Genomic DNA, 12,616 nt, shown 5'->3' with positions numbered 1-12,616 from the left:
TAATAAGTTTATTTAAGTCCAGGATGTGGGCCTCCTACTGATGTGATCTCTTCAAGTAAGGTTTTATATCCACCTTGAAGATAAATAGAGCCGGAGGAATAAATCATGGAAGATGAAGTGGAAATCAAGCGAAAACCCAGAAGGCCTTCAGATGGAGGGAGGCTCTGGGGGGTCTATCTTGGAGCTATAATGGTGATAATAGGGATGCTGTGGTTTGCCTTCGCTGCAGGGATCATACCCCCACAGTATTCAAGGTTCTGGCCCCAGGCCCTCCTGGTTATTCTCGGAATTCTGATAATCATAAAGTCAGCTAGATGATCCGGTGGTAATCATGAAGGAACTCATGAAGCGTCTTTCAGTTGCAAGTGGAATCTCTGGATTTGAAGGTGAGGTAAGGGATATCATAAGATCTGAACTCGAGGGACATGTCGATGAGATTGAGGAGGACAGCCTCGGTAACATCATCGCCGTGAAGAGGGGGTCCGGTCCCTCAATCATGCTGGCAGCCCACATGGATGAGATAGGCCTCATGGTGAGGCACATCGATAAGAAGGGCTTCATAAGGTTTTCAAAGATAGGCGGAATCAGTGACCAGATGATACTCAACCAGGCGGTCTGGATCCACGGGGAAAACGGACCCGTGATGGGTGTCATCGGCTCAAAGCCACCCCACAGGATGAAGGCCTCTGAGAGGAAGAAGGTCACCACCCATGATAACATGTTCATAGACATAGGCGCCTCTTCAAGGGAGGATGCAGAGGAACTGGTGGCTGTGGGGGACCCCATAACCTTCCATGCGCCCTACAGTGAACTCGCCAACTCCCGCTTCACAGGGAAGGCCCTTGACAACCGTATAGGCTGCCTTGTAATGGTTGAGGTCCTAAAGAGGGTTGAAACCGGTGTAACCGTTTATGGTGTTGGAACGGTCCAGGAGGAGGTTGGTCTCAAGGGTGCCAAGACCTCAGCATTCAGGCTCAACCCGGACATGGCCCTGGCCCTGGATGTTACAATAGCCGGGGATCATCCAGGGATGAAGGAGGAGGAGGCCCCTGCGAAGCTCGACGGCGGACCCGCCATAATCCTCACCGATGCCAGTGGCAGGGGTATAATAACCCATCCACGTGTGAAGGACTGGCTACTTGAGACTGCAAGTGAGGAGGACATACCTGTCCAGATAGAGGTGAGTGAGGGGGGTACAACCGATGCAACCGCCATTCATCTCACAAGGGAGGGGATACCCGCAGGCGTGGTCTCTGTGCCTACAAGGTACATCCATACAACGGTGAGCATGGCAAGCATGAAGGACATCGAGATGACCGTTGATCTCCTTGTTAAGGCAATTGAAAGATTGTAACTCCCCTCAATAATTTTTTTAGCTGGACATCAGCTTCGTTTTTCCGTCGAAGTAGAATATGTAGGGGCTGTCACTCCAGCGGTCATAGACCTCAACAACATATTTAGCCCCATTCCCGAAGTTTTCAGGGTATATAATATCCCTGAGCAGTTCATTGATGTTCTCATCGGAGACCCGTGTTTTCCAAGGAAATTCGCACTCTCTTTTCATTTCGAACACCCTTATTACGACTTTCCTTTTATTCAAGGTTAAAACCTCCATCTAATAATAACCATAAAAATTAATGTAATAATATAATATATAAATTTATCTGATTATTATGAATCTCCTTTAAGATAAGGTAATTAATTCTGTTATTTTTATGTATCTGGGGGTGAATTAGTAAAAGGAATCAATTCTGTTATTTCTATGCATTCGGTGGAACTTAGATCAGTTATTTATTCCCGTGGACCCCTCTCTCCATGAGGGCACCGGCTGAAACCTGTAGAAGATTATTCCTCAGGGTTTTCAATAACTTCAAGGCCGCTGTCTGATATAATGTAGGGTATGAACTCAATCGGTGTTCTTGTACTCCTCATCTTGATGATGTCCATGACCCTCTCTCTCCTTCCCGTGTAGGGGTTCTCCCTCTTTATCAGCCTTATGGCCCCGTAAACCGAGTAGAGGGCTATATCATTGAACTCCTCTGAGGTTGCACTGTCAAGGATTATCATCGCAGTGATGTCCCTCTTTTTGAGTTCATAGATCAGGAGGTCGAACTGATCCCTGAACTCATCCGTTGTGAGCTTCTCTGTGTGGCTGCCTATACTGTCGATTATGAGGACCTCGGTGTCATCTGGAATCTCGGCGAGTATCTTCCTCAGGTTTCCCTTGACGGATTCTATCCCAATAGATATTTCCGCCTCTGTAAGCCGGGCCCTCATTGCGGATAAGCCGATAATACTCAGCTTACCAGATTCAAGGAGATCAGTGATGTCCCACCCAAGGGATGCGCACTGGATCCTGAGGTCAGTTTCATCCTCCTCTGTCGTTATGTATATTGTCTTAAGGCCGCTTCTGGCGCTCTGAATGGCGAACTGGAGTCCCATTATGGTCTTACCGGATCCAGGGTCACCGGTCACAAGAATGCTCCTACCCTGCGGGTAGCCCCCTATTATATCATCAAGCCCCTTAATCCCCGTACCTGTACGCGATATTCTCCTTTCCATGGTTAACCCCCCATTTATGGGAAATGATCTTACCGGTGAGTTCTTCGTCCCCCTGCTTCCGGGTTTTATACCAGGTGAAATTCGAAGGTGAGGTTTTCGTCCCTGCTTCTGAGGCTTGAGGTCTGTATGACGCTACCCTTTATACCTGTCCAGGTGAAGCTCCTCATCAGCATGGCCCTGAATATGAGGGAGAAGATTGGATTCTGCCTTGCCTCATTGATCCATGGAAATGTCTTGAATTCGAGAATGTACCTCGGCTTTTCTCCCCTGAGCTCGGTTTCAATACCAAGGTTCCTGAGGAAGCCTGAAAGCCACTTTATATAGGCATCAAAGACCCTCAGGGATTCCCTCCTGGCCATGATATCATCCAGAACACCCAGTTTTTTCATGGTCCTCTGGAAGTTTGGTTTGAGGTTCTTCTCGAATCTGTCAGCGAAGTTCTTTATTATGGCATTTCTGAGCTGAGGTGGAATTGATGATGCGAATACAGGCACAGCCGAGACAACAAAGCCGTAGAGTTCGGCCTTTGACCTTTCCCTGATCAGTTCCTCCCTGCGCCTCTCAGCCTCCACACGGCCTGTGATGTCGTGGCCTATTATCTGGAGGAGGTTCTTCTCTGAGGTTGTTTCAATCCTGGTCGAATGTATCTCAAGGAAGTGCCTGTCTCCCCTGTGGTCGGTGAATTCAATTTCAAAGACCTCATGCTCTGAATTGAAAAGGTCGAGGATGCTTTTAAGCGCACTCTCAGATATTAAACCCCTCTTCTCGAGGACTGAAAGTTTTTTACCCTTCAAACGCTCCCTTTTGAGTCCTGTGAGTTCCTCGACGGCCCTGTTCACAAAAACTATTCTTGAACTGGAGTCCATGAGGATTATGGGATCCGGGGATGATTCAAGGAGGGCCCTGTATCTTTCCTCACTTTCACGGAGTTTGCTGTCCATCTTGTGTTTGTAAAGGGCGACCTCAATGGCGCTGTGGAGTTCACGGTCCTCGAAGGGCTTTATGATGTAACCGAAGGGCCCGGTGAGCTTGGCACGGCTGAGGGTTTTTTCATCTGAGTAGGCTGTGAGGTAGACCACAGGGATGTCCATCTCCTCCCTTATAACCTCTGCAGCCTCTATACCATCCATTTCGCCCTTCAGGACGATGTCCATGAGGACAAGGTCCGGTTTCTCCTCACGCGCAAGCTTTATAGCGTCTTCACCTGAAGCAGCGATCCCCACAACCCGGTAGCCAAGGCCCTCAGCCCTGTGCTTGATGTCCATGGCCACTATGCTCTCATCCTCAACAACAAGCAAACTTGTAGGCGACATTTAATCCTCCAAACCATCATTTTCACAGATCCCATGGGATCAAAGAGGCGTTAGGACGTTAATCCTCCACATCGGGATATTAAGACCCACACATTATCCAGATATTAATATGTGGCCAGTTGTTATAAATAATTTTCTAAAACCCCCATTCAGTCTTTAGGAAAATTTTAGCTCATTGAAGGATCAGGTGAAGGGATTCAGCCAGCCAGGTCCCCACTGAAGTGCCTGTGTATCCTCTCTGCGACCTCACGGGTCATTCCGGGGATGGAGGCCAGCTCCTCCACACTTGCATCCCTCACACCATCAAGGCTTCCAAAGTGCTCAAGGAGGGCCCTTTTCCTTACCGGACCAACACCCCTTATACCGTCAAGTTCCGATTCAAGGGAATCCCTGTCCCTGATCGTCCTGTGATACTTAACAGCAAACCTGTGGGCCTCGTCGCGGAGGTGCCTGAGGATCTGCAGTGCACCATCATCCACATCCACGGGCTCGGATAGGCCTGGAAGGTAAACCTCCTCCCTCTTCTTGGCTATGCCAACAACCGGCACATGAACCCCGCAGTTTTTGAGGGCCTCGAGGGCCACTCCCAGCTGACCCTTCCCTCCGTCGATGAGCACGAGGTCGGGCTTCCTGAGTTCAGGGCTGGAGTACCTCCTCTCAACCAGTTCCCTCATCATTGCATAGTCGTCGGGCCCCTGGGCTGAAATCCGGTACCTCCGGTAGGATCCAGAGGATGGTTTACCATCGATGAAAACGGCAACCGAGCCGGTTGCAGATTCACCTGCAATGTTTGAGATGTCAAGGCCCTCCATTCTTCGGGGTATTTCGGGGAGCTTGAGGTCATCCTTGAGCTGAAGGAGGGCGTCCCTGACCCTTCCCTTCTGTTTCAGTATCACAGAAGCATTCTTCCAGGCGATGTTGAGGAGCCTGCGTCCGGCGCCCCCCTCAGGTGAGTGTATCTTCACCTCTTCGCCCCTGAGCTCAGAGAGCCACTCTGCTATGACCCCGTCCTCCACAGGGTACTGGGTCAGTATCTCCGATGGCACCCTCCGGGGTATGGCGTAGTACTGCTTGAGGAAGGCCTCAAGGATCTCTGTCCGGGGGGCTGAGCCCCTGAGAATGAAGTCGTCCTTCCCGGTGATCTTGCCGTCACGTATCTGGAGGACCACAACCGCAGATGTATCCCCTCCCCTCTCGAGGGCCACTATATCCTGGTCAATGGAGTCCGTGAAGGATGCGTGCTGTCTCTCCATAACCTCCCGTATGGATTCAATCTGATCCCTTATCCTGGCAGCCCTCTCAAATTCAAGTCTTTCCGAAGCCTCCTTCATCTCCTCCTCAAGCACCTCAATGACTTCCTGGTAGCGTCCCTGGAAGAAGAGGTCAACCTTCTCTATGATCTCCCGGTAATCCTCCCTGCTGATTCTCCCATCACATGGGGCGTAACAGAGGTCTATCTGGCTGTTGAGGCATGGCCCGTCCATCCGCCTGCAGCTCCTTATCCTGAAGAGTGACTTTATGAGTTTCAGTGTCCTGCGCACAGCCCCGGTGTCTGTGAAGGGTCCGTAATACCTTGCACTGTCCCTCCCTATGGTCCTCACTATGAGGACCCGGGGGTACTCCTCATCCGTTATCTTGATGAAGGGGTACCTCTTATCGTCCTTCAGACGGACATTGTATGGGGGTCTGTACCTCTTTATGAGGTTGGACTCAAGGATGAGGGCCTCCTTCTCGTTCTGGGTCAGAATGTACTCTATGCTCTCAAGGTGCCTCATCATGATCCTCAGACGCGGGTTCTCCTGTTCCCTGAAGTAGGACGAGACCCTCTTCCTTATGGAGATGGACTTGCCAACATAGAGGACCCTGTCGTCCCTGTCGCGGAATATGTAGACACCGGTAGCATCAGGAAGCTTCTCTGGATCCTTAACCCTCGTCAATTTATCATTACCATCCTCTGATTTATGTTTAAAACAAGTTCAGTGGGGGTATCATCACAGGATTATGGAACACGTGGGATACCCTGTCAGATATGAGACTCCAGACTCAACTTTATGTATCCTGGCAAAGGTATATATAAGTTGACCCTGAAATATAGTCCCACAATAGAATGAGGTTCTTATTTTAAGTGATTTGTGATGAAGTTTAAACTGGTATCAGATTACAGACCCCTCGGGGATCAGCCAAAGGCGATAAGGTCCCTTGTTAACGGTATAAAGGCCGGGATGAGGGAGCAGACACTCCTGGGGGTCACGGGTTCAGGTAAGACCTTCACAGTGGCCAATGTGATCGCAGAGGTCCAGAAGCCGACGCTGGTAATATCACACAACAAGACCCTGGCTGCACAGCTCTACGAGGAGTTCAGGGAGTTCTTCCCTGAGAACGCCGTGGAGTACTTCGTGAGTTACTATGACTTCTACCAGCCAGAGGCATACATACCCCAGACAGACACCTACATAGACAAGGAGGCATCCATAAACGACGAGATAGACAGGATGAGGCACTCGGCAACCCAGTCCCTCCTCTCCAGGGACGACGTCATCGTGGTATCCAGTGTCTCCTGCATCTACGGTATAGGTGCACCGGCAGACTACGGTGAATTCACCCTCCACCTCGAGGTCGGATCCGGCCCCGGCAGGGAGGAGGTGCTGGAGGGCCTCATAAACATGCAGTATGAGCGAAACGATGTCGAATTCGACAGGGGACAGTTCAGGGTCCGGGGCGACACGGTGGAGATCAACCCCATCCATGGAACACCCCCCATAAGGATAGAATTCTTCGGCGACGAGATAGACTCCATATCAACGGTTCACAGGGTCACCGGCAGGAGGATACAGAAACTGGACCGTGTAACCATATTCCCGGCCAAGCACTTCGTGATACCCGAGGACCGGCTCCAGAGGGCGATAGAGTCAATAGAGGCTGAACTTGAGGAGAGATTAACTGAACTTAGATCCCAGAACAAACTTCTGGAGGCCCAGAGGCTCGAACAGAGGACAAGGTTCGACATGGAGATGCTTAGGGAGATGGGCTACTGCCAGGGCATAGAGAACTACTCAATGCACCTCAGCGGGAGGAAGTGGGGTGAGAAACCAAACACACTCCTGGACTACTTCCCTGAGGACTTCCTCACAGTCATCGACGAATCCCATGTGACGGTACCCCAGATAAGGGGCATGTACAACGGTGACAGGGCAAGGAAGGACACCCTGGTGGAGTACGGCTTCAGATTACCCAGTGCCCGGGAGAACAGGCCCCTCCGTTTCGACGAGTTCCAGGAGAGCGTGAACCAGGTGATCTATGTCTCTGCAACTCCTGGAAGGTATGAACTCTCAAGGAGCCAGAACATCGTTGAACAGATCATAAGGCCCACAGGTCTGGTGGACCCTGAGGTCAGGATAAGGCCGGTGAAGGGCCAGGTGGATGACCTCCTCTCCGAGATAAGGAAGCGGGTTGAGCGGGGTGAGAGGGTCCTTGTAACCACCCTCACAAAGAGGATGGCCGAGGACCTCACAGACTACTACTCGAGGGTCGGCGTGAAGGTCAGGTACCTCCACTCAGAGATAGACACCCTCGAGCGTGTTGAGATCATAGACGACCTCAGGAGGGGAGAATTCGACTGCCTGGTGGGTGTTAACCTCCTCAGGGAGGGCCTCGACCTTCCGGAGGTGTCACTGGTCGCAATACTCGATGCAGACAAGGAGGGTTTCCTGAGGTCAGAGACGTCACTTATACAGACAATCGGGAGGGCCGCCAGGAACGTTAACGGTGAGGTGCTCATATACGCCGACAGGCTCACAGACTCAGTGATGGCGGCGGTTGAGACAACCAACAGGAGAAGGAAGCTGCAGATGGAGTACAACCGCAGGCATGGCATAAAACCAAGGAGTACAAGGAGGACCCTCAGGGAGAAGAAGGACGTTGAGGAGCTGAAGGTGGATGAGATACCGGACCATGAACTTGAACTCATAATAAAGGACCTGGAGGCAGAGATGAGGGACGCTGCAAGGAACCTTGAATTCGAGAGGGCCGCCAGGATCAGGGACAGGATAATGTCCCTTAAGAGCAATTAAACATTTTCCGGGTAATGAGAATTAATGCAGGATTAAAGAGTTTTGGAGACACTGAGGATCATGAGTGGTAAAATAGTCATTAAGGGTGCCAGGGAGCACAACCTCCAGAACGTGGACCTTGAACTTCCACGGGATAAATTCATTGTCATAACCGGCATAAGCGGGTCAGGAAAGTCTTCACTGGCCTTCGACACGATATACGCTGAGGGGCAGCGCAGGTACGTGGAGTCCCTCTCAGCCTATGCAAGGCAGTTCCTGGGACAGATGAAGAAGCCAGAGATGGACTACATAGAGGGGCTGTCACCGGCCATATCCATCGACCAGAAGACGACCCGGGTCAACCCCAGATCAACGGTGGGGACAATAACAGAGATCTATGACTACCTGAGGCTGCTATTTGCAAGGATAGGTAAACCCCACTGCTACCTCTGCGGCAGGGAGATAGAGCAGCAGACCTCGACCCAGATAGTCGACAGGATAATGGATGACGGTGAGGGTGAACGGATAATAATACTCGCCCCTGTGGTCAGGGACCGCAAGGGGGAACACCAGCGTGTATTCGAGAGGCTCAGGGAGCAGGGCTTCGTGAGGGTCAGGGTCGACGGTGAGATACACGACCTTGAAGACGAATTCGACCTTGACAGGAACAGGAAGCACTCAATAGAGGTTGTTGTGGACAGGCTGGTTGTGAGGATGGACACGGAGTTCAGAAAGAGGCTTGCGGACTCCGTTGAAACAGCCCTCCAGCTGGGGGAGGGGACCGTCAGGGTCCTCAACCATGACACAGGCGAGGAGAGGATCTACAGTGAACACTTTGCCTGCCCTGACTGCGGCATAAACTTCGAGGAGATCAGCCCCAGGATGTTCTCATTTAACAGTCCCCATGGGGCCTGCCCTGAGTGTAACGGCCTCGGAAGCAAACTTGAGATCGACCCTGAACTGGTGGTGCCCTACCCTGAACGCTCGATAAACGAGGGCGCCATTGTGCCCTGGAGCAAATCAGGGAAGAAGGACAACTACTACCACCAGATGCTGAGGGCGGTGGCCGAACACTACGGCTTCAGCCTCGACACACCCTTCAGGGACCTGGACGAGGAACACCGGAGGGCCATCCTCTACGGGACCGATGAGAAGATACAGTTCGTATTTCAGAGAAAAAACAGGACCTACCGGGTGAACAGGCGCTTCGAGGGTGTCATACCCCGCATGGAGAGGATATACATGGAGACCAAGTCCAACTACATGAGGACCTACATAGGCAGGTTCATGAGCAACCACGCCTGTCCGGTATGCGGGGGAAGCAGGCTCCGGCCGGAGAGCCTCTCAGTCACCATCAACGGAAGATCAATACATGACGTTGTTGAGATGTCAATCAGGGAGGCCCATGAATTCTTCGACTCCCTCAAGCTCACCGAACGCGAGGAGTACATAGCCAGGGAGGTCCTCAAGGAGATAAGGGAGAGGCTGCGCTTTCTGATCGACGTGGGCCTGGATTACCTCACACTTTCAAGGTCATCAGGAACCCTCTCAGGGGGGGAGGCCCAGAGGATAAGGCTCGCCACCCAGATAGGCTCCGGCCTTGTGGGGGTCCTCTACATCCTGGATGAGCCCAGCATAGGACTCCACCAGCGGGACAACAGGAGGCTCATAGAGACACTAAAGAGACTCAGGGACCTTGGGAACACCCTCATAGTGGTGGAACACGATGAGGAAACAATACTCTCGGCAGACCACGTTGTAGACATCGGACCGGGCGCGGGTGAACACGGGGGATGTGTGGTTGCAGAGGGCACACCTGAGGAGATAATGGAGGACCCGGATTCACTCACAGGGGCCTACCTCTCAGGTAGGGAAACAATACCCCTACCCGAGGTCAGGAGGAGGCCATCAGGAAGGTACCTGACTGTGAGGGGCGCTGCCGAGAACAACCTCAGAGAAATCGACGTCAGGATACCCCTGGGACTGTTCACCTGTGTCACAGGGGTCTCAGGGTCAGGGAAGAGCACACTCGTCAATGACATACTCTACAGGGGTGTCTATGAGAGGCTCAACAACAAGCACATGAACGCCGGGAGGCACACCGACATTGAGGGCCTCCAGCACATCGATAAGGTCGTGATGATAGACCAGTCACCCATAGGTAGAACACCACGCTCAAACCCGGCAACCTACACAGGGGTGTTCACCCACATCAGGGAGCTCTTTGCCCAGACACCTGAGGCCAGGAAGCGTGGATACAGGCCGGGCAGGTTCAGCTTCAACGTCAAGGGCGGGCGCTGCGAGGCCTGTGGCGGGGACGGTATAATCAAGATAGAGATGCACTTCCTGGCAGACGTCTATGTCCCCTGTGAGGTGTGCAGGGGCAGGAGATACAATGAGGAGACCCTTGAGATACGCTACAGGGGCAGGAACATCGCGGAGGTCCTTGACATGACCGTGGAGGAGGCCCTCGAATTCTTTGAGAACATACCCCAGGTGAGGAGGAAGCTCCAGACACTCTATGACGTGGGCCTCGGCTACATAAAACTCGGGCAGCCCGCAACGACCCTCTCGGGTGGTGAGGCCCAGAGGGTGAAACTTGCGAAGGAGCTCAGCAGGAGGAGTACCGGCAGTACACTGTACATCCTTGATGAGCCGACCACGGGTCTCCACTTCGATGACATCAAGAAGCTCCTCAATGTCCTGGGACGGCTTGTGGATGCCGGGAACACCGCCGTTGTCATAGAACACAACCTTGACGTTATAAAGTCCGCGGATCACATCATAGACCTCGGACCCGAGGGTGGTGAGAGGGGTGGCCTCGTCGTTGCAGAGGGAACACCAGAGGAGGTTGCTGCCTCAGGTACACACACCGGCCGCTTCCTCAGGGAGGTCCTGGCGGATGAACGCAGCCAGAAGGTCCCTGTGGGTCAGGATACAGGATGATCCCTGCATCAATGAGGCATCTGATCCACTCTTATCATTTCATGGATAAGAGGTCCATGAAACGCATGGCTCTTCACGGATCTCTGCTCTTCCAGAGGTCCGGCTGATTTTTCTGACTCTCCTCTTCTGGTCATGGAATTTTTTGCTGTTTCTCTGGACTCTCATGTTTTTAGCCATATCAAGGAAATTTTTTTATATAATCATAACCAGAAATTTTATGTGGTTATGATGAAGCATGACGATGTTCTAATGATTCTTGCAGCAGCCGCTCTGATGTTCTCCTTTAGCTGGGTGCATGGCATGTTACTGGTTCTACCACTGCTTGCAATCCCTCAGCTGTCCTCAAGGACCCTTAAATGGGGGGTCCTCGTTCTGGCAGTTTTCGTGGCCCTGCTGATACTCCAGCCGATGACCATGGCAGTTGGCCTTAACATATCAGATGAGCTCTTCAGGCTGGTTCTCCTGTTACTTTTCACGTTCATGGTGGCCCTCCTCATCGAGAGGATTGAAAAGGTCCGCTCTCTGAGGGAACTGAACCTTGAACTGAAGAAACAGGCTGAAAAACTTGAGGATGCAAACAAGGAACTTGAGGCATTCGCATACTCTGTCTCCCATGACCTCAGGGTTCCTCTGAGGGCTATAGACGGCTTTTCAAGGATACTCGTGGAGGACTATGGGGATAAACTCGATGATGAGGGGGTAAGGATCCTCGGGATAATAAGGGATAACACAAGGAAGATGGGTCAGCTCATAGACGACATACTCCTCCTCTCAAGGGCGGGCAGGCAGGAGATGAACCTTGCAATGCTTGACATGAGGGAACTGGCAGAGTCAACCTACAGGGAACTCGCATCCCAGGAGGAGGGGCGTTCAATAGAGTTTTCGGTGGCTGATCTCCCACCTGCAATGGCTGACCGCGCCCTCATGGGGCAGGTCATGGGCAACCTCCTGTCAAACGCCATAAAATTCACAAGGGACCGGGACCCCGCGGTGATAGAGGTCGGCTACATGGATGGTGGTGATGAACACACATACTATGTTAAGGATAACGGCGCCGGCTTTGACATGAAGTATGCCAGTAAACTCTTCGGACTCTTCCAGAGACTGCACAGCCAGGAAGAATTCGAGGGGACAGGAGTCGGACTCTCAATAGTTCAGAGAATCATAAAGAGGCATGGTGGAAGGGTCTGGGGTGAAGGAGAGGTTGATGGTGGTGCAACAATATACTTCACACTTCCAAAGGTGGTGAAATGATGACAGATGCAGATATACTCCTGGTTGAGGATAACCCCACAGACGCGGAACTGACCATAAGGGCCCTGAAGAAGAACAACCTTGCCAACAAGCTCCACTGGGTGAAGGACGGGGCAGAGGCCCTTGACTACATATTTGCATCGGGTTCCTACTCTGATAGGGATCCGGAGAACCTCCCAAAACTGATCCTCCTGGACCTGAGGATGCCCAAGGTTGACGGCCTCGAGGTACTCCAGGAGATCAAGAGGAATGATTCAACCAGCAAGATCCCGGTCGTGGTTCTAACATCCTCCAAGGAGGACCGTGACATAGTGGAAAGCTATAAACTTGGGGTGAACAGCTACGTGAGCAAACCGGTGGAGTTCGATGAATTCATAAGCGCAGTTTCAACCCTTGGCTTCTACTGGATGATCATAAACCAGCCCCCGGAATAGGCATGTCTTGAAGACCAAACACCAGTGAAGAGCCCACAATAAAATTTCCAGGCTTAAG

The 12,616-nt window shown here is 52.0% G+C and carries 10 protein-coding genes; 6 read left to right on the top strand and 4 right to left on the bottom strand.

What is annotated here, in order from left to right; all coding sequences use genetic code 11:
* Positions 1 to 105: 105 nt before the first annotated feature.
* Together C7452_RS04570 and C7452_RS04565 are read left to right on the top strand one after the other, a co-directional pair.
* A complete protein-coding gene (locus tag C7452_RS04570; protein WP_048175293.1) occupies positions 106 to 318 on the top strand; it encodes a hypothetical protein in 213 nt (70 codons plus the stop codon).
* A gap of 13 nt (positions 319 to 331) precedes the next feature.
* Positions 332 to 1,354 (top strand): M42 family metallopeptidase, encoded by a 1,023-nt coding sequence (locus C7452_RS04565; RefSeq protein ID WP_048175294.1) that lies wholly within the window; start codon positions 332 to 334, stop codon positions 1,352 to 1,354.
* Positions 1,355 to 1,372: 18 nt separating this feature from the next.
* Here C7452_RS04565 and C7452_RS04560 read toward each other — a convergent pair whose 3' ends face one another.
* The 4 genes from C7452_RS04560 to uvrC all read right to left on the bottom strand — a co-directional run bounded on the left by C7452_RS04560 (position 1,373) and on the right by uvrC (position 5,812).
* Positions 1,373 to 1,564 carry a hypothetical protein gene (locus C7452_RS04560; RefSeq protein WP_231855327.1) on the bottom strand — a complete coding sequence of 64 codons (192 nt, stop codon included), beginning with the start codon at positions 1,562 to 1,564 and terminating at the stop codon, positions 1,373 to 1,375.
* Positions 1,565 to 1,845: 281 nt separating this feature from the next.
* The gene (locus tag C7452_RS04555) at positions 1,846 to 2,562 is read right to left on the bottom strand and encodes an ATPase domain-containing protein (RefSeq protein WP_010876078.1); all 717 of its coding nucleotides are present in this window, start codon (positions 2,560 to 2,562) and stop codon (positions 1,846 to 1,848) included.
* Between the two features lie 65 nt (positions 2,563 to 2,627).
* Positions 2,628 to 3,875 (bottom strand): methanogen output domain 1-containing protein, encoded by a 1,248-nt coding sequence (locus tag C7452_RS04550; protein ID WP_115892362.1) that lies wholly within the window; start codon positions 3,873 to 3,875, stop codon positions 2,628 to 2,630.
* 197 nt (positions 3,876 to 4,072) lie between these two features.
* Positions 4,073 to 5,812: an excinuclease ABC subunit UvrC gene (gene uvrC / locus C7452_RS04545; RefSeq protein ID WP_010876080.1), complete on the bottom strand. Its 1,740-nt coding sequence runs from the start codon at positions 5,810 to 5,812 to the stop codon at positions 4,073 to 4,075.
* A 195-nt stretch (positions 5,813 to 6,007) separates the two neighbouring features.
* Between uvrC and uvrB the strand changes: the two genes are divergently transcribed.
* The 4 genes from uvrB (at position 6,008) to C7452_RS04525 (ending at position 12,558) form a co-directional block, all read left to right on the top strand.
* A complete protein-coding gene (gene uvrB / locus C7452_RS04540) occupies positions 6,008 to 7,945 on the top strand; it encodes an excinuclease ABC subunit UvrB (protein WP_048175296.1) in 1,938 nt (645 codons plus the stop codon).
* A gap of 60 nt (positions 7,946 to 8,005) precedes the next feature.
* Positions 8,006 to 10,870, top strand: a complete 2,865-nt coding sequence (uvrA, locus tag C7452_RS04535) for an excinuclease ABC subunit UvrA (protein WP_048176512.1) — start codon at positions 8,006 to 8,008, stop codon at positions 10,868 to 10,870.
* A gap of 228 nt (positions 10,871 to 11,098) precedes the next feature.
* Positions 11,099 to 12,124 carry a sensor histidine kinase gene (locus tag C7452_RS04530; protein WP_245942835.1) on the top strand — a complete coding sequence of 342 codons (1,026 nt, stop codon included), beginning with the start codon at positions 11,099 to 11,101 and terminating at the stop codon, positions 12,122 to 12,124.
* On the top strand, positions 12,121 to 12,558 hold the full coding sequence (locus C7452_RS04525) for a response regulator (RefSeq protein ID WP_010876084.1): 438 nt from the start codon (positions 12,121 to 12,123) through the stop codon (positions 12,556 to 12,558). Before C7452_RS04530 ends, C7452_RS04525 begins: the two co-directional genes overlap by 4 nt.
* The last annotated feature ends 58 nt before the right edge of the window (positions 12,559 to 12,616 follow it).

The organism is Methanothermobacter defluvii (genome assembly GCF_003385755.1).
GTDB lineage: Archaea > Methanobacteriota > Methanobacteria > Methanobacteriales > Methanothermobacteraceae > Methanothermobacter > Methanothermobacter thermautotrophicus.
The sequence above is the reverse complement of the archived record's forward strand: the minus strand, read 5'-3'. Positions and strand labels throughout refer to the sequence as shown.